This window comes from Cupriavidus phytorum (genome assembly GCF_003254285.1).
Lineage (GTDB): Bacteria > Pseudomonadota > Gammaproteobacteria > Burkholderiales > Burkholderiaceae > Cupriavidus > Cupriavidus phytorum.
In genome coordinates this window covers 209,182-232,426 of the sequence record NZ_QKZN01000003.1, presented here as the reverse complement: position 1 = coordinate 232,426, position 23,245 = coordinate 209,182, and the positions used below count along the sequence as shown (strand labels likewise).

Annotated in this window: 22 protein-coding genes and 1 tRNA gene; 9 read left to right on the top strand and 14 right to left on the bottom strand. The window is 67.4% G+C overall.

Annotated elements, in window-relative coordinates; all coding sequences use genetic code 11:
• The first annotated feature begins 43 nt into the window (after positions 1-43).
• The 3 genes from moaC (at position 44) to C7416_RS09465 (ending at position 1,732) form a co-directional block, all read left to right on the top strand.
• Complete coding sequence (moaC, locus tag C7416_RS09475; RefSeq protein WP_018008866.1) at positions 44-523, top strand: cyclic pyranopterin monophosphate synthase MoaC; 480 nt, start codon at positions 44-46, stop codon at positions 521-523.
• 235 nt (positions 524-758) lie between these two features.
• Positions 759-1,202: a hypothetical protein gene (locus C7416_RS09470; protein WP_111518477.1), complete on the top strand. Its 444-nt coding sequence runs from the start codon at positions 759-761 to the stop codon at positions 1,200-1,202.
• A 14-nt stretch (positions 1,203-1,216) separates the two neighbouring features.
• Positions 1,217-1,732 carry a hypothetical protein gene (locus tag C7416_RS09465; RefSeq protein WP_092307818.1) on the top strand — a complete coding sequence of 172 codons (516 nt, stop codon included), beginning with the start codon at positions 1,217-1,219 and terminating at the stop codon, positions 1,730-1,732.
• 1 nt (position 1,733) lies between these two features.
• Here the strand turns inward: C7416_RS09465 and C7416_RS09460 are convergent, their stop codons facing one another.
• The 8 genes from C7416_RS09460 to recA all read right to left on the bottom strand — a co-directional run bounded on the left by C7416_RS09460 (position 1,734) and on the right by recA (position 10,311).
• Positions 1,734-3,551: a PglL family O-oligosaccharyltransferase gene (locus C7416_RS09460; RefSeq protein ID WP_111518475.1), complete on the bottom strand. Its 1,818-nt coding sequence runs from the start codon at positions 3,549-3,551 to the stop codon at positions 1,734-1,736.
• Between the two features lie 96 nt (positions 3,552-3,647).
• Entirely contained in the window at positions 3,648-4,145 is a 498-nt protein-coding gene (locus tag C7416_RS29370) for a pilin (protein WP_111518473.1), read from the bottom strand.
• Between the two features lie 312 nt (positions 4,146-4,457).
• The gene (locus tag C7416_RS09450; protein ID WP_111518471.1) at positions 4,458-5,153 is read right to left on the bottom strand and encodes a TerC family protein; all 696 of its coding nucleotides are present in this window, start codon (positions 5,151-5,153) and stop codon (positions 4,458-4,460) included.
• A 245-nt stretch (positions 5,154-5,398) separates the two neighbouring features.
• A complete protein-coding gene (gene sucD, locus C7416_RS09445; protein WP_018008860.1) occupies positions 5,399-6,280 on the bottom strand; it encodes a succinate--CoA ligase subunit alpha in 882 nt (293 codons plus the stop codon).
• Between the two features lie 88 nt (positions 6,281-6,368).
• Positions 6,369-7,535, bottom strand: a complete 1,167-nt coding sequence (gene sucC / locus C7416_RS09440) for an ADP-forming succinate--CoA ligase subunit beta (protein WP_092307810.1) — start codon at positions 7,533-7,535, stop codon at positions 6,369-6,371.
• A gap of 89 nt (positions 7,536-7,624) precedes the next feature.
• Positions 7,625-8,332 carry a DUF2889 domain-containing protein gene (locus C7416_RS09435; RefSeq protein ID WP_111518469.1) on the bottom strand — a complete coding sequence of 236 codons (708 nt, stop codon included), beginning with the start codon at positions 8,330-8,332 and terminating at the stop codon, positions 7,625-7,627.
• 337 nt (positions 8,333-8,669) lie between these two features.
• Positions 8,670-9,137, bottom strand: a complete 468-nt coding sequence (gene recX, locus C7416_RS09430; RefSeq protein ID WP_111518467.1) for a recombination regulator RecX — start codon at positions 9,135-9,137, stop codon at positions 8,670-8,672.
• Between the two features lie 109 nt (positions 9,138-9,246).
• Positions 9,247-10,311, bottom strand: coding sequence for a recombinase RecA (gene recA, locus C7416_RS09425; protein WP_018008856.1), 1,065 nt, complete (start codon positions 10,309-10,311; stop codon positions 9,247-9,249).
• A gap of 236 nt (positions 10,312-10,547) precedes the next feature.
• Between recA and C7416_RS09420 the strand changes: the two genes are divergently transcribed.
• From C7416_RS09420 to C7416_RS09400, 5 genes are all read left to right on the top strand, one after another.
• On the top strand, positions 10,548-11,237 hold the full coding sequence (locus C7416_RS09420; RefSeq protein ID WP_062796932.1) for a response regulator: 690 nt from the start codon (positions 10,548-10,550) through the stop codon (positions 11,235-11,237).
• A gap of 48 nt (positions 11,238-11,285) precedes the next feature.
• Positions 11,286-12,833, top strand: a complete 1,548-nt coding sequence (locus tag C7416_RS09415; protein WP_111518465.1) for a sensor histidine kinase — start codon at positions 11,286-11,288, stop codon at positions 12,831-12,833.
• Positions 12,830-13,174 (top strand): DUF4212 domain-containing protein, encoded by a 345-nt coding sequence (locus C7416_RS09410; RefSeq protein ID WP_111518463.1) that lies wholly within the window; start codon positions 12,830-12,832, stop codon positions 13,172-13,174. Before C7416_RS09415 ends, C7416_RS09410 begins: the two co-directional genes overlap by 4 nt.
• A 247-nt stretch (positions 13,175-13,421) precedes the next feature.
• Positions 13,422-15,119, top strand: coding sequence for an MFS transporter (locus C7416_RS09405; protein ID WP_111518461.1), 1,698 nt, complete (start codon positions 13,422-13,424; stop codon positions 15,117-15,119).
• Between the two features lie 133 nt (positions 15,120-15,252).
• Positions 15,253-15,329, top strand: a tRNA-Met gene (locus tag C7416_RS09400).
• 118 nt (positions 15,330-15,447) lie between these two features.
• Here the strand turns inward: C7416_RS09400 and mepK are convergent.
• The 4 genes from mepK to C7416_RS09380 form a co-directional block, all read right to left on the bottom strand.
• Positions 15,448-16,047, bottom strand: coding sequence for a peptidoglycan L,D-endopeptidase MepK (gene mepK / locus C7416_RS09395; RefSeq protein WP_111518459.1), 600 nt, complete (start codon positions 16,045-16,047; stop codon positions 15,448-15,450).
• 33 nt (positions 16,048-16,080) lie between these two features.
• Positions 16,081-17,670 carry a L,D-transpeptidase family protein gene (locus tag C7416_RS09390; RefSeq protein WP_111518457.1) on the bottom strand — a complete coding sequence of 530 codons (1,590 nt, stop codon included), beginning with the start codon at positions 17,668-17,670 and terminating at the stop codon, positions 16,081-16,083.
• A 93-nt stretch (positions 17,671-17,763) separates the two neighbouring features.
• Complete coding sequence (locus tag C7416_RS09385; RefSeq protein WP_062796919.1) at positions 17,764-18,390, bottom strand: response regulator transcription factor; 627 nt, start codon at positions 18,388-18,390, stop codon at positions 17,764-17,766.
• Positions 18,391-18,580: 190 nt separating this feature from the next.
• The gene (locus C7416_RS09380; protein ID WP_111518455.1) at positions 18,581-19,648 is read right to left on the bottom strand and encodes a CaiB/BaiF CoA transferase family protein; all 1,068 of its coding nucleotides are present in this window, start codon (positions 19,646-19,648) and stop codon (positions 18,581-18,583) included.
• A gap of 349 nt (positions 19,649-19,997) precedes the next feature.
• Here C7416_RS09380 and C7416_RS09375 point away from each other — a divergent pair, with 349 nt between their 5' ends.
• Positions 19,998-20,438, top strand: coding sequence for a universal stress protein (locus C7416_RS09375; RefSeq protein WP_111518453.1), 441 nt, complete (start codon positions 19,998-20,000; stop codon positions 20,436-20,438).
• A gap of 49 nt (positions 20,439-20,487) precedes the next feature.
• Here the strand turns inward: C7416_RS09375 and C7416_RS09370 are convergent, their stop codons facing one another.
• Both C7416_RS09370 and C7416_RS09365 read right to left on the bottom strand, forming a co-directional pair.
• Positions 20,488-21,546: a serine/threonine protein kinase gene (locus C7416_RS09370; RefSeq protein WP_111518451.1), complete on the bottom strand. Its 1,059-nt coding sequence runs from the start codon at positions 21,544-21,546 to the stop codon at positions 20,488-20,490.
• Positions 21,547-21,566: 20 nt separating this feature from the next.
• Positions 21,567-23,123 carry a DEAD/DEAH box helicase gene (locus C7416_RS09365; RefSeq protein WP_111518449.1) on the bottom strand — a complete coding sequence of 519 codons (1,557 nt, stop codon included), beginning with the start codon at positions 23,121-23,123 and terminating at the stop codon, positions 21,567-21,569.
• Positions 23,124-23,245: the final 122 nt, after the last annotated feature.

Sequence of the window (23,245 nt, the reverse complement as noted above, 5' to 3'; positions counted from 1 at the left end):
CACCGGCGGCCCCATGCACGCAGTTCGCCCGAAGCTCTCGATCATGACCCAGCTCACCCATTTCGACACCGCCGGACAAGCCCACATGGTCGACGTCGGCGACAAGGCCAGCACCCATCGCGTCGCGGTGGCCACCGGCACCATCACCATGCAGCCCGCCACCTTCGCCCTGGTGCGCGACGGCAGCGCCAAGAAAGGGGACGTGATCGGCATCGCCCGCGTGGCGGCGATCATGGCCACCAAGCGCACCGCCGACCTGATCCCGCTGTGCCACCCGATCGGCCTGACCAAGGTGGCGGTCGAGTTCGCGCTGGACGAGGCCAGCGCCACCGTCGCCTGCACCGTGCGCACCGAGACCCGCGGCCAGACCGGCGTGGAGATGGAGGCACTGACCGGGGTGCAGGTCGCGCTGCTGACGATCTACGACATGTGCAAGGCGGTGGACCGGGGGATGGTGATCGGCAATGTGAAGCTGCTGGAGAAGCATGGCGGCAAGTCGGGGGATTGGGTGGCGGCCGGTTGATCCCAGCCGTCGCGGCACGGCGCTTACGTGATGCCCGCGGTACGCCCGGCGAGGGCGCACGCGGCCTCTTCTTACGCCATATTCCTTCTCTGGTAATAAAGGTAACGCCGCATTTCCACACGCGCCGTCGGCGCCATCCGCGCGCGACAATTTGGTATTCAATATGATTGCGGGCCGCCCGGGATGGCGGCCGGGTGACCCTGTCCGCGACGCGCGCGGGGATGAGGTGGATACCATGAACGGGCGCATGCTAAGCCAGATCGCCCTGGCACTCGCGGCCACGGCCGCCAGCGGCGCCGCCCTTGCCGGGCGGGCCGATCTCCATGATGCCGCCTGGCATGGCGGCAATGTCGGCAATGTGCGCGACGGCATGGTGAAGACGCGCACCAGCGTAGGCGTCGGTATCTATCTCGGGCCCGGCGCGTTCTACGGTGGCTATCCCTACGGCTACCCCGCTCCGTACTACTATCCGCCCGCCGTGGTCGCGGTACCCGCGGCGCCACCGCAGTACATCGAGCAAGGCCCGAACGGCCCGGTGCCGGCCCCCGGCCCGGACGGCGTCATGCCGCAGCAGGGCTGGTGGTACCACTGCAGCCAGCCGGAAGGCTACTACCCTTACGTCGCATCCTGCCCCGGCGGCTGGCAACGCGTGCCGGCACAGCCGCCGGCCAATTCCTGACACGGGGTGACACCATGCATGCCCTGATCCGTGCCACGCTGGCCGTGGCCACCCTCGCCCTCGGCGCCTGCGCCGTGCTGCCGTCCGGACCCAGCGTGATGGCGCTGCCGGGCACCGGCAAGAACTTCGACCAGTTCCGCGCCGACGACTACAACTGCCGGCAATTCGCCTTCGGGCGCGTCGGCGGGGTGTCTTCGGCCCAGGCGGCCAACAACGCCGCGCTGGGCAGCGCCGCGGTGGGCACCGCACTGGGCGCCGCGGCGGGCGCGGCTTTCAACGGTGGCTCGGGCGCTGCCGTGGGCGCGGGCATCGGCCTGCTGACGGGCGCGGCAGTCGGCGCCGGCAATGCGCAATACGCCGGCTATGGCACGCAGCAGCAATACGACGCCGCCTACGTGCAGTGCATGTACGCCAGCGGCAATCGCGTGCCCGTGCCGGGGCGCGTGGCCGCCGTCCCGGCGCCGGCGCCGCGGTACTACTATCCGCCGCCCCCGCCGCCGGTCTACTACAGCCCGTATCCGTACTACTAGGTCAGTCCCGGCCCAGCTCCGCAAGCCGCCGCGAGCGGTCGACCACCCAGCCGCAGAACGCCTGCGGGCGCTGGTCCGCCGTCACGCCGCGGCACGCCTGCGCGATCGTCGCGTACTGCGTGGCCTCGTCGCCAAGGTAGTACCAGCGCAGGCGCTCCATCCACTGCCGGCCTTGCGCGGCATCGCCCGTCAGCGCCAGCAGCCATGCCGTGCGCGCGATCATGGTCGGCGTCGGCAGCAGATGCACCGCCGCGATATGCACGGGCAACAGCGCCGCGGCATTCTCCGGCGTGATCGCGGCCTGCCCGGCCGCATCGGCCTGCGCATGCTGGCGGAACCAGAAGCGCGGCATCGGCAAGGCCTGGCGGCCTTCGCTGCTGGCATACTCGCGCGCTTCCGCGCGGCGATAGTCCTGCCACATGGTGCCCAGCACCACCGCGGCCACCGCGACAAAGGCGAGCACTAGTCCCCGCGCCAACGGTAACGGAAGACGCCAGCGCCCGAAGCCAGACGGCTCCAGCCAGCCGAGCATGAAGCAGAACGGCAGGAAGAAATACAGGTAATGCAGCGGGTATTCCAGCATCGAATGCGCGCACAGCATCGCCAGCCAGGTCAGCACCAGCACGGTTTGCCTGCGCTCTTCGGCATCGCCATGCCACAAGCGCACCCGCACCACGCGCCACAGCCACGCCAGCAAGATCACGCCGACGCCGGTGGTGCCGACGATCCCGGTCTTCGCCAGCAGATCGAGAATCGCGTTGTGGGCGTGCAGGGACATCTCGACCTTCACACCGACCTGATCGAGCTGCTGGAACTGCGCCCAGCCGAACTCGCCCCAGCCGACGCCGAACCAGGGATGGGCGCGGAACATGGCGATGGCGTGCGCCCACAGCGCGCCGCGCGCTGAGATCTGGTCTTCGGCTTCGAGCTGGGCGATGGTGTCGAACAGGCGCCAGTCGAAGGCCTGCCCTGCGGCCTTGATGGCGGGTTGCAGTATCAAGAGCATCGCCACCATGGCAGCGGCAGCGACCACGAGCCCGACCGGACGCTGCATCGGATCCGCTCCGCGGCGCTCGCCTCGCGCCAGCCACGCTGCGATCATTGCGTAGCTCGCGGCAAGGCCAACATGCAGCACGCCGGTACGCGAGCCGGACAGCACGATACCGCTTTCCAGCAAGGCCACTGCCGCCAGCCACATCGGAAAGTGCAAACGCCCACGCGAGGCCAGCCACACTGATGCGACCAGTGCCAGACCGTGTACGGTGGCCTGGTGGTTGGGCTGGTTGAGGTTGCCCCAGAGGCGGCGGTTGGTGTCGTAGAAGTAGGTGGAGACTAGGCCGAAGGAGCGGGGTTCCAGGTGGAACAACTGCACCCATTGCGACACGGTGCCTAGCAGGCCGGCGATCAGGGCCGCAACGGCGAGGGCGTCACCGGTTTCCGCTTCGCTGCCAGACTGCGTGCTGCGGTACCACCATGCGGCAGAGGCCACGGCTGCGCCGAGCGAAAGCGTCAGCACAGTCATCAGGCGGCTGCCGGAAAAGTCGGTGTGTCCCAGGCTCGCGAAGATCAGGCTGACGAGGACAAGCCAGGGGAATAGCAGTGAGATTAGCGGTAGCGATGCGGATGACGTGGCGATCGTCGTCACCGGCCGGCGGGTCGCTCGAAATGCAACGGCAGCGACCGCGGCAATGCTGCACAGCGCGGCGGCCCATTCGCCGTAGAACGTGGCTAGTGGCAGCGTGTGCCGGGAGACCAGCAGCGGGATGACGATTGCTGCGATGAGGGCAGCCGACGGAAGGGTTGTCCGGGACGGCGGCATTTAGGCGCCTGTTCATGGGAAAGGCGCATGATAGCTTGGGCGATGGGCAAAGAAAAAGCGCCCGAAGGCGCTTTATGTCGGATTCATCGCTACAGGTTAGCGGTTGGTGGCGGGCATAATATTTGTCGGAATATTGTCCGTGTTGATCTTGGTGTAAGTAACCTGGGTGCCAGTTGCATCGGGGGCCCAGTCGGCTTCGTAGATATAGCCGCCGACTTCACCCTTGCCGGTAAATTTCACGTTCACTTTGCCAGGGGCGGCCGGCGGGCCAGCGGTTGCAGCGGTACCAGTCAGGGCAACTGCGGCTGTTGCATACTTGGGCGTCGGCAAGGACGTGATGTTCAGTTCGGTAGCCGTATCACACAGCGAGCCGTCACCGGCGTTGACCTGAAGACATTGAGCCACGGCCGTTTTTAGTGCCGCAAGGTCCGAAATGTTGTTCTGCCATTTGGACTTCGTCACATAATCCTGATACTGCGGAATCGCAATCGCCGCCAGGATACCAATGATCGCCACCACGATCATCAGTTCGATCAGCGTAAAGCCCTTCTGGACGCGGCGGCCCAGCTTTTTCAGTTGTTGTACCCGTTGCATGATTTGACCCCTCGAAGAGATTTTGGTTAAGCGTTGCACGTCTTCGGTTTCGTGACGCGGGGACGATAGAGCAGCAAGTGTGCCAGGCGCATCCCCCATCGGTAGGGGGTGAAAAGCGACAAATTTCGTCACCCGTCGGGGTGAGGCTTGCCGGTTGCGCCAAAAATTGTCACCCGGGACCGCTATCACAGGCAAGCGCGACAAAAAGTGCGATCACTCACATGAGTTAGTTGGCGCGGGCACCGACACGCGCGCGCCGCTCACAACGAAAAAGGGCGGCCAGCTGGCCGCCCTTCCCTTCATGTTGACGCGTCAGGCCGTCTGTGCCGACCGGCGGCTCAGCAGCTTGCCGATGATCACAACCAGGATCGCGCCGGCGGCGCCGAAGACCAGGTGGGCGTGCGGCACGTGGACTTCGAACCAGGCCGCGTCGACCGGGTCGCTGACCAGCATTTCGCCGGCGAGATAGCCGAGCAGCGCGGCACCCAGCACGATGATGACCGGGAAGCGCTCCATCACCTTGAGCAGGAGGGTGCTGCCGAACACGATCAGCGGGATCGACAGGCCCAGGCCGACGATCAGCAGCAGCAGCTGGCTGCCTTCCGGGCCCTTCTGCGCGGCGGCGGCCACGGCGACCACGTTGTCCAGCGACATCACCAGGTCGGCGATCAGGATGGTGCGGATGGCGGCCCAGATATTGTCCTTGGCGTCATGGCCGTCTTCGTCGTCCTCGCCGGTCAGCAGCTGCACGCCGATGTAGACCAGCAACACGGCGCCGATGATCTTCAGGTAGGGCAGGCTCAGCAGCTTGACCGCGGCCACGGTCAATACCACGCGCATGATGATGGCGGCGGCGCTGCCCCAGAAGATGGCTTTCTTCTGCTGGGCCGGCGGCAGGTTGCGCGAGGCGAGCGCGATCACTACCGCGTTGTCGCCGGACAGGACGATATTGGTCAGGATGATCGATCCCAACGCAATCCAGAAAGTGGTGGAAGACAGCAGTTCCACGGGGAGGCTCCTCGAGTTCTATGTGGTGGTGCGCCCCGTCATCCGACGGGATTTTGGATGTCTGAAAGCGCAGACATGACTGTTTAACGCATCAACCTTTCGATTAGATTTCAATTTTGTAATCTTCGGGTCAGGCGTGGCAAACGAACCACTTCGAGGGCCGGAAATGACAATGCCCCCGCAGGGCGGGGGCATTTCAAGCCGGGGCTTTCTCCGCCGCGGCGGAAAAAGCGCTGGACTGCCTGTTACAGCATTGCCTTCAGCAGGCGGCCCATTTCCGACGGGTTCTTGGTCACCTTGATACCGCAGGCTTCCATGATTTCCAGCTTGGCCTGGGCGGTATCGGCACCGCCCGAGATCAGCGCGCCGGCGTGGCCCATGCGCTTGCCCGGAGGCGCGGTCACGCCAGCGATGAAGCCCACCACCGGCTTCTTCATGTTGTCCTTGATCCAGTTGGCCGCGTTGGCTTCGTCCGGACCGCCGATCTCACCGATCATGACCACGGCGTCCGTTTCCGGATCGTCGTTGAACATCTTCATCACGTCGATGTGCTTCAGGCCGTTGATGGGGTCGCCACCGATGCCGACGGCCGACGACTGGCCCAGGCCCAGAGCGGACAGCTGGCCCACGGCTTCGTACGTCAGCGTGCCCGAGCGCGACACCACGCCGATGCGGCCCTTCTTGTGGATGTGGCCCGGCATGATGCCGATCTTGATTTCGTCCGGCGTGATCAGGCCCGGGCAGTTCGGTCCCAGCAGCAGGGTCTTCTTGTTCTCGCGGCGCATGCGGTCCTTGACTTCCATCATGTCGCGCACGGGAATGCCTTCGGTGATGCAGACCACCAGGTCCAGGTCGGCGTCAACGGCTTCCCAGATCGCGGCAGCGGCGCCCGCGGGCGGCACGTAGATCACCGACACGGTGGCGCCGGTCTGGGCCTTGGCGTCCTTGACGCTGGCGTAGATGGGAATGCCTTCGAAGTCTTCGCCGGCCTTCTTCGGGTTCACGCCGGCGACGAAGGCGTTCTTGCCGTTGGCGTAGTCGCGGCAGCCACGGGTATGGAACTGGCCGGTCTTGCCGGTGATGCCCTGGGTAATGACTTTGGTGTCTTTGTTGATCAGAATCGACATGCTTTCGTCCTTTGCTTGACTCTGGCAGCGCGGGCAAAGGCCACGCGCGCTGCCGAAGTTCGCTTGTATTGGGTAACGGCGCCTCGGCTTACTTGCCGGCGGCGGCAGCCACGACCTTCTGGGCGGCTTCTTCCATCGTGTCGGCCGAGATGATCGGCAGGCCCGAGTCAGCCAGCATCTTGCGGCCCAGCTCTTCGTTGGTGCCCTTCATGCGCACGACCAGCGGCACCGTCAGATGCACGGCCTTGGAAGCGGAGATCACGCCTTCGGCGATCACGTCGCAACGCATGATGCCGCCGAAGATGTTGACCAGGATGGCCTGCACGTTCGGGTTCTTCAGCATCAGCTTGAAGGCTTCGGTCACCTTCTCGGTGGTGGCACCGCCGCCCACGTCGAGGAAGTTGGCCGGCTCGCCGCCGAACAGCTTGATGGTGTCCATGGTGGCCATGGCCAGGCCGGCGCCGTTCACCAGGCAGCCGATGTTGCCATCCAGCGAGATGTAAGCCAGGTCGAATTTCGAGGCCTCGATTTCGTTGGCGTCTTCTTCATCCAGGTCGCGGTAGGCAACGATTTCCGGATGGCGGAACAGCGCGTTCGAGTCAAAGTTGAACTTGGCGTCGAGCGCGATCACCTTGCCGTCGCCGGTCAGGATCAGCGGGTTGATTTCGGCCAGCGAGGCGTCGGTTTCATAGAACGCCTTGTACAGGCCTTGCAGGGCCTGGCGGGCTTGCGCCACGCTCGCGTCGGGCACGCCGATCTTGCGGGCGATGTCGTCGGCGTCGGCGTCGGTCAGGCCGGTCGACGGCTCGACGATCAGGGTGTGGATCTTTTCCGGGCTGTGGGCAGCGACTTCCTCGATGTCCATGCCGCCTTCGCTCGATGCCATCAGGGCGATCTTCTGCGAAACGCGGTCCACCACCAGCGAAACGTACAGTTCCTTCTTGATGTCGGCGCCTTCTTCGATCAGCAGGCGGTTGACCTTCTTGCCTTCCGGACCGGTCTGGTGCGTGACCAGCTGCATGCCCAGGATGTTGGACGCGTAGGTCTTGACCTCGTCCATGCTCTTGGCAACCTTGACGCCGCCGCCCTTGCCGCGGCCACCCGCGTGGATCTGCGCCTTGACAACCCACACCGGGCCGCCGAGTTGTTCTGCGGCCTTCAGGGCCTCGTCAACCGAGAACGCGGGGATGCCGCGCGGAACCGGCACATTGTATTTGCGCAGGATTTCCTTGCCTTGATACTCATGGATATTCATGCGTGTTTCCTTTCGGGTAGGCGTAAAAGGTAGAAGGGAAGAATCTGAAAGAAGACGAACTCTCTCGTCGGGCTGGCCGATCCTGAGAATCAGCCGGAGGTGCCGGTCGGCCGGTCGGCCGGGACAGCGTCGTTGCCGTCGATTGCGTGACCACCGCGGTCGCCATTGGCCGCGGGCTGCTGCGCCTGAGGCGCGGATGCGACGGCAGGCGCGGCCTCGGCCCTTGCCTTGGGCGTCGGCTGGTGACCATACCAGCGCGGGTAAAACTGACGAACCACCTCGCCGTCGAAACGCAGGGCGTGGCAGCCGTTCAACTGATAGGGCGGCTCCGGATTCGGATCGTCCTCGCCGTTGTCGCGGATACTGATGACCTCGCCGGCAAAGGCCTGGATCGCGGTGCTGGGCAGCACCCCGGCGGCTTCGGTCAGGTGCGAGCAGCCGTGCATGCCGCCCAGGCGCTCGCGCACCGCCTTGCGAAAACCCTTGCGCAGGTTCAGCCCGATCAGCTTGCGGTAAGCCTGGCCGATCGTGTCGCAATGGGACGGGTACGGCACCCAGTCGGAGCAGGCCTCGGCATCCAGCACCGTCATTTCCTCGTCGATCGTGATGCGCAGCCACAGGTCGTGCAGCGGCTGGCCTTGCGGGCGGATGCGGTCGCCGGCCAGTTCGATGTCACGGGGCTTGGTGTCGGTCAGGCGCACTTCGATGTCCCACAGGCCGTCGTCCCTCTGGTACGCCTCGGCCGCAATGGCGCGACGGTGACGCAGGGAGCGGTTGACGGGCTGGGACAGAGGCATGGCCAGGCTGGGATGCGGACTAGAGGACGAGAATGCGGTGATACCGGGAATACGGGGGGCTGGGGCACCGTGGTGCCGCGGCACCGAAATAACCCCGGGAGTTTAACATGCCATGCCGCGTTGGCCGGGAACATCCTTGTGCGGCAACTGTCGCGCCCGGATTGTCGGCCGACCATGGCAGCGCGGCAGCCCGGGCCGCCTTGCCGCAATGCACCAGCAGGCCCCGGCCTCCCGGCCGCGACAAAGGTCAGCTGCCGGCACGGCGCGATGACGCAACGCAGCGAAATACACATGACGGCAGCGCAGGTACTGCAGCAACCTGCCACGCGACGCTGGCTCAGTCCGCGTCGCCGTAGTCCTCGTCCGCGCCCTGGATGATCTTGCCGACCACCGCGCGCGAAAACCCCCGTGCCACCATGAAGCGGATCTGCTTGGCCCGTGCCTCGGGCGTGTCGGGCGACGTGCCGAAGCGCTTGCGCCAGACCTCGCGCGCCCGCTCGGCTTCGGTAGCGCGCAGTCGCTCCTGCAGTTCACCCAGCTGCTCGCTGTCGAGCTTGTGCGTCTTGGCCTCCTGCATCACGCGCGCGGTGCCGTAGCGGGCGCCGCGGCGATGCACCAGGCTGTCAGCGAAGCGCTGGTTCGACAGCCAGTTCTCGCGCTCCAGCGCATCCAGCAGCTGTTCCAGCTGCTCCGGCGACTCGGCATGCGGCGCCAGCTTGCGCGCCAGCTCGGCGCGGCTGTGCTCGCGGCGCGACAGGTAGCCGACGGCGCGGGCCTTCAGCGACAGCGGGGGACGGGTTGCCATGGGTGACCGGGGTCAGCGGTTGGAAGGACGGTGCCGCGGGCCAAGCAAAAAGGCCGGGGCATCGGCGATGCCCCGGCCTTCCCGGATGGCGCAGCGGCCGCCGGCGCGGTCAGTCTTCGACCGTTGCCGCCGCGGCTGCGGCGGTGGGGTTCATGGCCACCACGCCCAGCGCCGCGCGCACCTTGTTTTCGATCTCGGCGGCAATGTCGGGGTTCTCGCGCAGGTATTCGCGCGCGTTATCCTTGCCCTGGCCGATCTTCTCGCCGTTGTAGCTGTACCAGGCGCCGGACTTCTCGACGATCTTGGCATCGACGCCCAGGTCGATGATCTCGCCCTGGCGCGAAATGCCCTGGCCGTAGAGGATGTCGAAGAAGGCCTCGCGGAACGGCGGCGACACCTTGTTCTTGACCACCTTGACCTTGGTCTCGTTGCCGATCACGTCGTCGCCCTTCTTGATCGAGCCGATGCGGCGGATGTCGAGGCGCACCGAGGCGTAGAACTTCAGCGCATTGCCGCCGGTGGTGGTTTCGGGCGAGCCGAACATCACGCCGATCTTCATGCGGATCTGGTTGATGAAGATCACCAGGCAGTTGGTGCGCTTGATGGTGCCGGTCAGCTTGCGCAGCGCCTGGCTCATCAGGCGGGCCTGCAGGCCGGGCAGCGAATCGCCCATTTCGCCTTCGATTTCGGCCTTGGGCACCAGCGCCGCGACCGAGTCGATGATGATCAGGTCGATCGAGCCCGAGCGCACCAGCGCGTCGGTGATTTCCAGCGCCTGCTCGCCGGTGTCGGGCTGCGAGATCAGCAGGTCGCCGACATTGACGCCGAGCTTGGAGGCGTAGTTGACGTCCAGCGCGTGCTCGGCGTCGATAAAGGCGCAAGTGCCGCCCAGCTTCTGCATTTCGGCCACCACCTGCAGCGTCAGCGTGGTCTTGCCCGAGGATTCCGGCCCGTAGATCTCGACCACGCGGCCGCGCGGCAGGCCACCGACGCCAAGCGCGATGTCCAGGCCGAGCGAACCGGTGGAAACCACCTGGATGTCCTTTTCGACCTCGCCGTCGCCCAGGCGCATGATCGAGCCCTTGCCGAACTGCTTCTCGATCTGGGAGAGCGCGGCGGCAAGCGCCTTCTGCTTCTCGGCGCTCACGCCGGCACCTGCCTTCTTGTCGTCCATGGTCGTCCTTGAATCAAATGGTGTATAAATAGGCCGCATGTGGCGCGGCACCGGCATTTGCCGGCATCAGCGCCGGCCCGGCTGTCTGCGCGGCCGCACTCCAGGGGGTCTCCCCGGGCGGCCCCAGCGGAACGTGCGGGTACTGTATAAAAAAACAGTATGCTTGGCAAGCCCCTTCGCGCCCCCGTGCCCGTTGCGCACCGGTGCCGGCTATGCCGGCCAGGGTGGAGACAACCATGCGCATTCTGATCGCCGAAGATGACGACGTGCTGGCCGACGGCCTGACCCGTTCGCTACGCCACTCGGGCTACGCCGTCGACCATGTCGCCAATGGCCTGGAAGCCGATTCGGCCCTGTCGACCCAGACCTTCGACCTGCTGATCCTCGACCTGGGCCTGCCGCGCATGTCCGGGCTGGAAGTGCTCAAGCGCCTGCGCGCGCGCGGCGCGATGCTGCCGGTGCTGATCCTGACCGCCGCCGACAGCGTCGACGAGCGCGTCAAGGGCCTGGACCTCGGCGCCGACGACTACATGGCCAAGCCCTTCGCCCTGTCCGAGCTGGAAGCGCGCGTGCGCGCGCTGGTGCGGCGCGGCGCCGGCGGCGGTGCCACGCTGATGCGCCACGGGCCGCTGGCGTACGACCAGGTCGGGCGCATCGCGTATCTCAATGACCAGATGCTGGAGCTGTCCGCGCGCGAGATCGGCCTGCTGGAGATCCTGCTCACGCGCAGCGGCCGCCTGGTGTCGAAGGAGCAGCTGGTGGACCACCTGTGCGAATGGGGCGAGGAAGTCAGCAACAATGCCATCGAGGTCTATGTGCACCGCCTGCGCAAGAAGATCGAGGTCGGCGGCATCCGCATCGCCACCGTGCGCGGGCTGGGCTACTGCCTGGAGAAATTCCAGCCGGCGGTGGCCACGCCGCACTGACCCCATTACCGCAGGCCACGCGACCGACCTGAGCGCTACCTCGCCGACATGAGCCTGCTGCGACTGCCCTGGCGGCGCGTGCCGCGCGCCACGCCCCCTTCCTCCTCCACGCCGGAAGCCACCGACCAGGACCTGGCCGACGCGCTGCCGCACCTGGAGGAAAGCACCGCCCACCCCGCGCCGCGCTCGCTGTTCGGCGAGATCCTGGACTGGATGCTGGCGCCGCTGCTGCTGCTCTGGCCGATGAGCATCGCGGTGACCTACCTGGTGGCCAAGTCGATCGCCAACGGTCCCTTCGACCGCGCCCTCGAAGCCAGCGCCATCGTGCTGTCGCAGCAGGTGCGCGAGGTCAACGGCCGCGTCACGCTGCAACTGCCGCTGTCGGCACGCGAGATCCTGCGCGCCGACGAGACCGACAACATCTACTACCAGGTGGTCGGCAAGCGCGGCGAATACATCGCCGGCGACCAGGACCTGCCCTTGCCTTCCGAGGACGACCAGGGCCACGCCGGGCTGGTGTCGCTGCGCGATGACCGCGTCGCCGGCAACGACGTACGCGTGGCCTACACCTATATCGAGCTGAAGCAGGTCAGCGGCACCCAGCCGGTGCTGGTGCAGGTGGCCGAAACCCTGGACAAGCGCGCGCGGCTGGCCAACGAGATCATCAAGGGCGTGATCCTGCCGCAGTTCGTGATCCTGCCGCTGGCGGTGGTGCTGGTGTGGTTCGGGCTGTCGCGCGGGCTGGCGCCGCTGACCGCGATCCAGCAGCGCATCCGCGCGCGCAACCCGGGCGATACCAGCCCCATCGACGAACGCGCCGCGCCGCAGGAAATCACGCCGCTGGTGGGCTCGTTCAACGACCTGCTGGCGCGGCTGGACCAGTCGGTGCAGACCCAGAAGCGCTTTATCGCCGATGCCGCGCACCAGATGAAGACGCCGCTGGCGGGCCTGCGCATGCAGGCCGAGCTGGCGCAGCGCGAGCAGTCGCCGGAAGAGCTGCGGCGCTCGCTGGCGCAGATCGCGGGCAGCTCGGAACGCACCGCGCACCTGGTGACGCAGCTGCTGTCGCTGGCGCGCATGGAAAACCTGGCCGGCACCGGCGGCATGGCCGCGCTCGACCTGGCGGCGCTGTCGCGCGAGGTGGTCAAGGACTGGCTGCCGCGGGCATGGGCGCGCGACATCGACCTGGGCCTCGATGCCGACGACCATCCGGTGATGGTCCAGGGCAACCGCCTGATGCTGACCGAGATGCTGAACAACCTGCTCGACAACGCCATCCGCTACACGCCGCGCGGCGGCCGCGCCACGGTGCGGGTCAGCGCCGACGCCTTCGAACCGTTCGCCTATCTCGACGTGGAAGACACCGGCCCGGGCATTGCGCCGTCGGAGCGAGAGCGCGTGATGGAGCGCTTCTACCGCGTGCTCGGCACCAACACCGAAGGCAGCGGCCTGGGCCTGGCGATCGTGCGCGAGATCGTGCAGCAGCACGGCGGCGACGTCCAGATCTCGGACCACGTCTACCAGCAATCGCCGCGGCTGGCCGGCGCGCATTTCCGCGTGACGCTGCGCCGCCCCGAGAACTTTCCGTCCGCATGAACGACACCCCTGCCCCCGGCAGCGACGAGGCTCGCCATCGCCTTGCCTGGCATCGCAACCTGCGCTGGATCTGCGGCCTGCTCGCGGTCTGGTTCACGGTCACCTTCGTGGTGGCGTGGTTTGCACGCGACCTGCGCTTCAACTTCTTCGGCTGGCCGTTCTCGTTCTGGGTCGGCGCGCAGGGCGCGCTGGTGGTCTATGTGCTGATGGCCGCGCTCTACGCCTGGCGCATGAACCACGACGATGCCGAGGCGGAAGCCGAAGCTCACCGCACCGAGCCGCCGCCGGCGGCAATGCCATCGCAAGGCGCCTCGCGCGGACCCGGCGTGGATGCTGCATAGCCGCACGCCCGCAACGCGCATAACCGTGCGGAGCGCATGCGCCGAAGGCCCGCAGCGCAGCATCCACAGCCCCGTGCGCGCCTAGCGTATACCCCGACGTTTTTTGCTGGCGGCGCGCCGGAATCTGTCAGAACGCAGTAAGTTTCGCCACCCACAATCCTCTGCAACTCTGGGCATAGCGGCCAGCCGCGCGGCGCTTTCCGCGCGCCACGCCCGTCCCGGGATCCATTCCAGACGGAGGAGACAAATGGCAAACGTGCAAAACGTTGCGGTGCCCGGAGGGGGCGCGCAGAACGCACCGATGACTGCCGAAGAGCGCAAGGTGATCTTTGCCTCGTCGCTGGGCACGGTGTTCGAGTGGTACGACTTTTACCTGTATGGCTCGCTGGCGGCGATCATCGCCAAGCAGTTCTTTGCCGGGCTGGACCCGACCTCGGCCTTCATCTTCGCGCTGCTCGCGTTTGCCGCCGGCTTTATCGTGCGGCCGTTCGGCGCGCTGGTGTTCGGCCGCCTCGGCGACATGATCGGGCGCAAGTACACCTTCCTGGTGACGATCCTGATCATGGGCGTGTCGACCTTCATCGTCGGCCTGCTGCCGGGCTACGCCACCATCGGCTGGGCCGCGCCGATCATCCTGATCGCGCTGCGCATGCTGCAGGGCCTGGCGCTCGGCGGCGAGTACGGCGGTGCCGCGACCTACGTGGCCGAGCACGCCCCGCACGGCAAGCGCGGTGCGTACACCTCGTGGATCCAGACCACCGCCACGCTCGGCCTGTTCCTGTCGCTGATCGTGATCCTGCTGTGCCGCGAGGCGACCGGTCCCAACTTCGAGACCTGGGGCTGGCGCATCCCGTTCCTGCTGTCGATCCTGCTGCTGGGCGTGTCGGTGTATATCCGGCTGTCGATGAATGAATCGCCGGCGTTCCAGCGCATGAAGGCCGAGGGCAAGACCTCCAAGGCACCGCTGACCGAGTCCTTCGGCCAATGGCGCAACCTGAAGATCGTGATCCTGGCGCTGCTGGGCCTGACCGCCGGCCAGGCCGTGGTCTGGTACACCGGCCAGTTCTACGCGCTGTTCTTCCTGACCCAGGTGCTCAAGGTCGATGCCAAGACGGCCAACTTGCTGATTGCCGGCGCACTGGTGATCGGCACGCCGTTCTTCATCTTCTTCGGCGCGCTGTCGGACAAGATCGGCCGCAAGTGGATCATCATGGCGGGCTGCGCGCTGGCCGTGCTGACCTACTTCCCGCTGTTCAAGGCCCTGACCCACTACGCCAACCCGGCGCTGGAGCGCGCGCAGCAAAGCGCCCAGATCGTGGTGACCGCGGATCCGAAGCAGTGCTCGTTCCAGGGCAGCCCGATCGCCCGCGAGATCGACTTCCGCAGCTCGTGCGACATCGTCAAGCGTACCCTGGCGCAGGCTTCGGCCAGCTATGAAGTGGTCGAGGCGCCGGCCGGCACCGTGGCCAGCGTCAAGATCGGCGACAAGGAGATCAAGGCCTTCGATGCCAAGCTGGTGAACGGCCACAGCTTCGACGACGCCAGCAAGCAGCAGATCGCGGCGTTCAAGAAGGAAGTGGGCAGCTCGATGGCCGCGGCCGGTTACCCGACCAAGGCTGATCCGGCGCAGATGAACACGATCATGGTGCTGGTGATCCTGGTGATCCTGGTGATCTACGTCACCATGGTGTACGGCCCGATTGCCGCCATGCTGGTGGAACTGTTCCCGACCCGCATCCGCTACACCTCGATGTCGCTGCCCTACCATATCGGCAACGGCTGGTTCGGCGGCCTGCTGCCCACCATCTCGTTCGCGCTGGTGGCCCAGAACGGCAACATCTACTACGGCCTCTGGTACCCGATCATCATCGCCGCGCTCACCTTCGTGGTCGGCGCGCTGTTTATCCGCGAGACCAAGGACGTGAACATCTACGCCAACGACTGAGCAGGCGTGCGGCACCAAGCAGAACGGCAGGCCCGCTGGCCTGCCGTTTTTTTATGCACGGAAGCATCGTGGAAAATCTTCACCGGAAGGTGTTGACAGCCAAGAAAGCCCAGGTATAATCTCAGTCTTCGTTGGCGAATTAGCTCAGTCGGTTAGAGCGACGGAATCATAATCCGCAGGTCCGGGGTTCGAGTCCCTGATTCGCCACCATCTATTTGAAAAGCCGCGATCCCGCAAGGGTTCGCGGCTTTTTGCTTTGGTGCTCAACGACAGGCATTCGCGACAATGACACAAGGCCGTCCATGCCGGACGGCCCCGCGTGCAACGCTTACCAGTAGCGCACGCGCCCGGTGTCAAGATGCACGAACTGGTCGGACTCGTAGTAGCCGACGCCGCCGCGCTGCAATGACTTGGCGGCATCGCGCACATCGGCCAGTGACACGCCGGCCAACCGGATGTCGATGGCCTTGCCGTCCATATGCAGGCTGTGCTTGGCCACCCCGCCGCCGCGCGAGTTGCGCAGGCGCGAATTGGTGGCCGGGCTGCGGTAGCCGGAAATGACCTGGAACGGCTTGTCGGTGCCCAGCTCGCGGCGCACCTGGAACAACAGGTCGAACAGCTGCGGATCGATGGTGCCGACCTTGCCGGAATAATGGTCGCGCAGGAAACCGTTGAGCGTGGTCAGCGCGTCGGGCACGAAACGGTCGCCCACGGCATAGACCAGCGATACGCGCTCGCCGGTGTGGGTGTGATCGAAAGCCAGCGTGCGGGCATCGGGCAGGCCGGCCAGCGCCTGGTTGGCGGGCAGGTTCGCGGGCAGGCTTGCCAGCGCGCGGCGCGGCGCCAGCGGCATCAGTCCGGCGGCGAGCGCCAGGGTTCCGGTGGCATGAAGAAAGCGGCGGCGTGCGTTGCGCGTCGCGTCAGTCATGGTACTTCCTCTGAATGTGCGGGGTGCGGCGCCTCAATGGATGACGCCGGAAGCGCTTGCCACAGCGCGCGGCTGGGGGCGACCGTTGCGTTGCCGCAGTGCCTTGTCCAGCAATTTGTCGTGACCGTAGATGTCAGGCAGGAAGGATACACGACCATCGGCGCGCGCGATGACCGTGCCGTAAGCCAGCACCACCGGCAACGGCTGCTGCAGGCGCACCGTGTTCGACTTGCCACGTGCCATCGCCTCGCGGATCCGGGTCTCGTTCCAGTCCGGCATATCGTGCAATACGAATTGCGCCAGCGCTACTGGGGCTTCCACGCGGATGCAGCCGTGGCTGAAGTCGCGCCGGTCGCGCTTGAACAGCTGCGGCGACGGCGTGTGGTGCAGGTAGATGTTCTCGTTGTTGGGGAACACGAACTTGATGTCGCCCAGCGCGTTGAGCGGGCCGGGCCGCTGGCGGATGCGCAGGCTGCCGTTCAGCACCGCCTCCAGGTTCTCCTCGGACAAGGTGGTCACGGCCTTGCCGTCGCCGCCGACGAACTCCAGCCCCTGCCGGTTGAAATACCCCGGGTCGCGGCGCAGCCGCGGCACCGTCTCGCGGCGCGCGATCGATGGCGGGATATTCCAGTACGGGCTGAATTCGATATAGCGCATGTCCTCCTCGAACAGCGGCGTGCGCGTGTCGAGCGCCTTGCCGACGATCACCTTCATCTCCAGCTTGATGTCGAGCTTGCCGTCGCGGATTTCATAGGCGCGCAGCATGAACTCCGGCACGTTGACCACGATCATTCGCGGACCGTCCAGCGGGGTCCAGCGCAGGCGCTCCATGGTCAGTTCGATCTGCCGCACGCGCTCGGCGATGGGCAGGTTCAGCTGCGCCAGCGTGGCCGCGCCGATCACGCCGTCGGGCTGCAGCCCATGGCGCGACTGGAAGGCCTTGACGCCATCGACCAGTGCGCCCTCGTAGCGCGGCGGCGCCTGCGTGCCGGCCGGCAGGTCGCCCAGCGCCACCAGCCGCGCGGTCAGCGCGGCGGCGCCGGCCCACGGCTGGCCCGGCGTCAGCTTGCTGGCCGGCAGCGGCGGCAGCGGCTGCTGCCACACCGGCTGCCGGCCGATGTCGCGGTAGCGGGCCAGGGCCTGGCGCAGCGTGCCGTACAGCGGGAACGTCGGCGCCGCCTGGCGGATCGCATCGGGCAGGCGGTGCTGGGCGACGGCATCGCGCAGCCAGGTGGCGGCATCGAAAGGCCGTTCGGCCGGCGGCGCGAAATTGGCATGGACCGCGCGCGGGTTGATGCGGCCGCCATGCAGGTCGGACAGCATCCGCTCCATGGCGGCGCTCAGCGCCGCGTCGAGCCGGGCCGCGGCATCGGGCGGCAGCGCCGGGCCGTGGGCGGCCTGGGTCACCGCCTGGCGCAGGGCTTCGGCATCGTAGTCGCGCGGATCGAGGCCATCGGAGGCCACGCCGGCCAGCGCGTCCACCGCCTGGCGTGCCTCCGGCACTGGCCGACCCTGCACGAACCACATCGGCTCGTTGGCGAAGGCGGGAATGGCGAGCCACGTGGCGCAGGCAATGGCGACGGCGCCGAGGCGGCGCACGGCAGCATTCAGGATCTGGGGCATCGGGCGGATAGCTCGGATTCGTCACAGATGCCCACAGTCTACCCGCGATGGCCGATGGGCGCGGCAAGGTGCGGCAAACCCGCCAGGTGACGTTCACCACACCAACTGGTGCCGACGCGCGTAGTCCACCATCTCGACCAGCGAGCCCACGTGCAGCTTGGCCATGATGTTCGCCTTGTGCGTGCTGACGGTCTTGCTGCTGATCAGCAGCTGGGCGGCGATCGACTTGTTGGAATGCCCGCGCGCCAGGTATTGCAGGATGGTGATCTCGCGGTTGCTCAGGCGCGGCAGGCCGGCCTGTTGCTGCTCGCCGAGCTGGCGCACCGTCTCCAGCGTCTGCAGCGGAAACACCAGATAGCCGCTCAGCACGCCGCGCACGGCCTGCATCACTTCTTCGACGCCGCGCTGCTTGACCACGAAGCCGTGCGCGCCGGCGCGCAGTGCCCGTACCGGCGCCTGGGCGGTGTCGTTGCCGGACAGCACCAGCAGCGGCACGCCGGGCAGCGTGGCGACCACCCTGCGGACAAAGTCGATGCCGGGATTGCCGAAGCGTTCGACGTCGACCAGCACCAGGCCGGGCCGGTGCTCGCGGGCGAGGCGGTAGCCCTCGCGGACTCCATCCGTTTCCAGGACCTCGTCGGTGTCAAACTCGGCGGCGAGTTCGGCGCATAACAAGGTGCGGAACCTCGAGGGTTCGTCGACGATCAGCGTTGGGGGCAATTCAGGGCTCCTTAACAACTGGCGGGGAATTGGCCAGGGGACTGGCTATGCCAAGGTTAAGGGCCCTGAGGAGCCTTGATGCGCCGAATTCTCACTGCGCGGACGCAGCGGATTCTGCACAAGAGTCAGGCTTTTCCTTCGATGACGCGGCTGGCGTCAAGTGGCTGCAGCGGCGGTCATTCCGTCCCGCTCATTCCGTCCCGGCCGGCAGGAAGCGCGGCGCCGGCGCGGAGCGCGGCACTTCGCGCTCGCCCTGGCGATACAGGCGGTACGTGCCGCGCGCCTGGTTGTGCGGATGGCGCGCGGCCTCGTCCAGCGTCAGCACGCGCGCGAAGCACACGTCGGTGCCGCCCAGCACGGACTCCCAGTGCGTGGTGGGCTGGCTGGCAATCGCCGCGGCGATGCGGGCCTTGACCGCCGGCCACTGCGCGCGGTCGTACTGCGCGGCCGGGTCGATATCGGTCAGCTCCAGGCGCTCGAGCAGTTCGCGGTAGAACTGCGGCTCCAGCGCACCGAGCGTGATGGCGCGCCCGTCCGCGCACGGGAACACGTCATAGAACGGCGAGTCATGGAACGGGCTCGGTTGCGGGCCGCCCAGCGTGCCGGCCGCGCGCGACACCTGCACCAGCGAGCCGAGCATGGCGACGATGTCGGTGATGGCGGCATCGACCACGCAGCCCTCGCCGCTGGCGCGCGCGCTGAGGATGGCGCTGGTGATGCCGAACGCCAGCCCGAGCGCGCCGGTGGCATCGCCCATCACGGTCGGCGGCACCATCGGCAGGCTGCCTTCGCGCGCGGCCATCGACAGCAGGCCGGTCAGCGCGATGTAGTTGAGGTCATGTCCGGCGCTCTGCGACAGCGGGCCGGTCTGGCCCCAGCCGGTCATGCGGCCGTAGACCAGGCGCGGATTGCGCGCATGGCAGGCCTTGGGGCCCAGCCCCAGGCGCTCCATCGCGCCGGGACGCAGGCCCTCGATCAGCGCGTCGGCGCCGGCGACCAGGTCGAGCGCGGCGGCCACGTCCGCGGGCGCCTTCAGGTTCAGCTGCACCACCCGCTTGCCGTGCTCCAGCTCCATCTCGGCCGGCACCGACTGGCCGCGCAGGATGCGGCGCGCGTCGGGCGCCACCGGGCGGGTCACCAGTGTGACCTCGGCGCCCAGGCCGGCCAGCATGGCGCCGCACAGCGGGCCGGGGCCGATGCCTTCGAATTCCACGACCTTGATACCGCGCAGGGGCTGCAGGTTGCCGCGCTCACTCATGATGGTTGTCTCCGGTTCGCCGCCTGCGCGCGCTGGGGCGGGAGGCGACTGGTATTGGTGGTTGGATCGTCTGCCCGTTGCCGCACGGGCGGGCCATGCAGGCCTTGGGGCTCGGGAGCATGCTACGCGCCGCTGCGTTGACGGGGCAATGGCCAAATGCGTCAGCCGGAATGACGGAATCCATCAACGGACCGGCCGACCGGTTATCGCACCAGGAAATCGGACAATTCCGATCCGACTTGATCTGAATCGCATCCTGGCGGGACACTAGGGGGCATGATGGTTCCAGATGGCGTTGCGGCCACATGGTCGCGGCGCTTCCGACAGCCCCCATCCAGGAGATCCCGCCATGACCAATATCGTCCTCGCCACCGACGGCTCGGCCTTCAGCGACGCCGCGGCGCGCTTTATCGCCGAAGGCAAGCTGCTGCAGAACGGCTTCACCGTGCATGTCGTCCATGTCGCGCCCGAAGTCAGCGGCCAGGTGCGCGCCTTCGTCAGCAAGGAAACCATCGATGACTGGCACAAGGAAGCCAGCGACAAGGCGATGGCGGCGGTCTGCGATATCCTCGCCGCGGCCAATGTGCCGTTCGAGCGGCACCCGCTGCACGGCTTCGCCCCCGAGCGCATCGTCGCCTATGCGAGCTCGGTCGACGCCGCGGCCATCGTGATGGGCACGCATGGGCGCGGGTCGTTCTTCGATGCCGTGATCGGTTCGGTGGCGGGCCGGGTGCTGGCCCAGGCGGACTGTCCGGTGGTGCTGGTCAAGACCCCGGAAAAGAAGGGCTAAGCCCCCGACTGAAGGGCGGTGCCGCAACGGCGCCGCCTTGCGGCAGGCTTCAGGCGCCCCACAGGGGCGCTTCGTCCATCAGCGCGACCTGTTCGCGCAATTCCAGGATCCGGTCCTGCCAGTAGCGCGCGGTGCCAAACCACGGGAAGGCGGCCGGAAAAGCCGGGTCGGCCCAGCGGCTGGCCAGCCAGGCGCTGTAATGCAGCAGCCGCAGCGTGCGCAGCGCTTCCACCAGCCACAGCTCGCGCGTGTGGAATTCGGCAAAATCCTCGTACCCGGCGACGATATCGGCAAGCTGGCCTTGCATGGCCGCGCGGTCGCCCTCGAGCAGCATCCAGATGTCCTGGATCGCGGGGGCCATGCGGCTGTCGTCGAAGTCGACGAAGTGCGGGCCCGGCTCGCCATGGGCGCCGCCGCGGGCATCTTCTTCGTCGATCCACAGCACATTGCCGCGATGGCAGTCGCCATGGACGCGCAGCAGCCGCACGTCGCCGGCGCGTTCATAGCAGCGCTGCACGCCGTCCAGCGCCAGCTGCGCCACCGACTGCCAGGCCGGAAGCAGATCGGCGGGAATGCACCCGCTGCCGAGCAGCCAGTCGCGCGGGGCGATGCCGAAGGTGTGCAGGTCCAGCGCCGGGCGCGCCTGGTAGGGCTGGGCCGCGCCCAGCGCATGGATGCGGCCGATGAACCGGCCCAGCCAGGTCAGCGTATCGGCGCGGTCCAGCGCCGGCTCGCGCCCGCCGCAGCGGGGGAAGACGGCAAAGCGGAAGCCCGCGTGATGCAGCAGCGTGCCGGCCTCGCCCGGCGCCAGCGCCATGGCCGGCACGGCGGGAATCTCGGCGTCGGCCAGCTGCTGCACGAACGCGTGTTCTTCCAGGATGGCCGCATCGGTCCAGCGGCCCGGGCGATAGAACTTGGCGATGACCGGCGCGGCGTCCTCGATGCCCACCTGCCAGACCCGGTTCTCGTAGCTGTTGAGCGCCAGCAGGCGACCGTCAGGGCGCAGGCCGGCGGCCTCGAGCGCGTCCAGCATCAGCTCGGGCGTCAGGCCGGCATATGGTACGCCGGACGAAACACCAGAATCGGCGGGAGCGTCGGACGCGTGCATGGGTGCGGGCCGGTTCGCTTTTAGCGCGCCGGCTTGCGGCTGCCGCCCAGCAGCGCCGCCTGCGGCGCCGGACGGCGGTTGCGCGCCGGTGCCGGTGCGGCGTCATTCGGCTGGCGCGCGGGCTGCTGGGCCGCGGCGCGTTGCGGGCGCGCCTGGTCCTGTCCGTCGCGGCGCGGCGCGGGGTTGCGCGCACCGGCAGGCTGGGCGGCACGGTTGCCGTTGGCGGCGCCGTTGCCGCGCTGGCCCTGGCTTTGGCCCTGGCCCTGGCGCGGCGCGCCCTGCGCCTGGCGGGCGGGACGCTGGCGCTGCGCGCCTTCGCCATCGCCGGCAGGACGCGCCTCGGCTCGTCCGCGGCCCTGGCCCTGGCCGCCACCGCCCCGCTGATGGCGACCCTTCTGGATCGGTTCGGGCGCGATGCTGGGGTCGACTTCGAAGCCAGGCAGCACGGTCTGTTCGAGCTTGCGCTTGATCAGGCGCTCGATGTCGCGCAGCAGGCCCAGCTCGTCCACGCACACCAGCGAGATCGCCTCGCCCTCGGCGCCGGCGCGGCCGGTGCGGCCGATGCGGTGGACGTAGTCCTCTGGCACGTTGGGCAGGTCGAAGTTGACCACGTGCGGCAGCTGGTCGATGTCGATGCCGCGCGCGGCGATATCGGTCGCCACCAGCAGCCGCAGCGTGCCGGCCTTGAATTCGGACAGCGCGCGCGTGCGCGCCGACTGGCTCTTGTTGCCATGGATCGCCAGCGCCGACAGGCCGTCCTTGGTCAGCTGCTCGGCCAGCCGGTTGGCGCCATGCTTGGTGCGCGTGAACACCAGCACCTGGTGCCAGTCGTGCTGGCGCACCAGGTGGGCCAGCAGCTCGCGCTTGCGCTCGCGGTCGACCGGGTAGACGCGCTGGTCCACGGTCTCGGCGGTGGTGTTGCGCCGCGCGACTTCGATCGACGCGGGATTGTTCAGCAGGCGGTCGGCCAGCGCGCGGATGTCGTCGGAGAACGTTGCCGAGAACAGCAGGTTCTGGCGCTTGGCCGGCAGCACGTTGAGGATCTTGCGAATATCGTGGATGAAGCCCATGTCGAGCATGCGGTCGGCTTCATCGAGCACCAGCAGTTCCACCTGCGACAGGTCGACGGTGCGCTGGGACACATGGTCCAGCAGGCGGCCTGGCGTGGCCACGACGATCTCCACACCGCGCTTGAGCTGCTCGATCTGCGGGTTGATGCCGACCCCGCCGAACATCACCATCGAGCGCAGGCGCAGGTACTTGCCGTAGTTGCGCACGCTCTCCTCGACCTGCGCCGCCAGCTCGCGCGTGGGTGTCAGCACCAGCGCGCGCACCGCCACGCGGCCGCCGCGCGGGGCGCCGCCGGCATGGCGGGCCGCGGTTTCGGACAGCAGCTGCAGCATCGGCAGGGTAAAGCCGGCGGTCTTGCCGGTGCCGGTCTGGGCGCCGGCGAGCAGGTCGCCGCCCTTGAGGATGGCGGGAATTGCCTGGGCCTGGATGGGAGTCGGGGTGGTGTAGCCCTGTTCGGCTACGGCACGCACAATCTTTTCGGACAAGCCGAGTTCAGAAAAAGACATGAATTGCTGCTTGGGCCATCGCTGCGCGCGCAGTGCGCCAGACGCCGGATGGCTCCTTGTAATCGATCGGAATCGGAACGCGAACGCCGGGAAGCCGGCGTGGCAGGCCACCGGCCCGCCCG